We start from the raw sequence: 525 nt of genomic DNA on the forward strand, positions 1-525 counted from the left end.
CAAGAAGTACCTTACCCTCTCGTTTCCCTACAGCAATGACAGCTTTACGCAGATATTCGGCGGAGAAACCGCTGAATGCGTTTGCCAGGGACTCAAGGACATCTTTGCCTATATCGGCGGCGTACCGCCATTGGTGGTCTTCGACAATGCCACCGGTGTCGGCAGGCGTATCGGCGAGATAATCCACGAAGCGGAGCTGTTTTCCAGAATGCGAGCCCATTACGGCTTTTCCGTGCGATTCTGCAACCCGGAATCGGGTCATGAAAAAGGCAACGTCGAAGCAAAGATTGGCTATACCCGCAGAAACCTCTTTGTGCCAGAGCTGCATTCGACGATATCGAAGACTACAACAGGACCCTGCTTTCGCTGCATGCTTCCAAGGCCCAGGAGTCGCACTACAAGAAGCTCCTGCCGATCAAGGACTCTTCGAAGAGGATACACGAGCATTATTGCCGCTTCCACGCACCGCTTTCGATCCCGTGCGCTATGACTACCTGAAGGCTGACGGCTACGGCAAAGTGCGAA

At 53.7% G+C, this 525-nt stretch carries 2 protein-coding genes; one reads left to right on the forward strand and one right to left on the reverse strand.

What is annotated here, in order from left to right; all coding sequences use genetic code 11:
* Positions 1-220: hypothetical protein (locus JCM15764_RS20765; protein WP_243689568.1), on the reverse strand; the 220-nt coding region annotated here is incomplete at its 3' end.
* A gap of 40 nt (positions 221-260) precedes the next feature.
* Between JCM15764_RS20765 and JCM15764_RS25660 the strand changes: the two genes are divergently transcribed.
* Positions 261-525, forward strand: a 265-nt coding sequence (locus JCM15764_RS25660) for a hypothetical protein (RefSeq protein ID WP_243689569.1), incomplete at its 3' end; no start/stop codon positions are given.

This window comes from Geotalea toluenoxydans JCM 15764 (assembly GCF_001311985.1).
Taxonomy (GTDB): domain Bacteria; phylum Desulfobacterota; class Desulfuromonadia; order Geobacterales; family Geobacteraceae; genus Geotalea; species Geotalea toluenoxydans.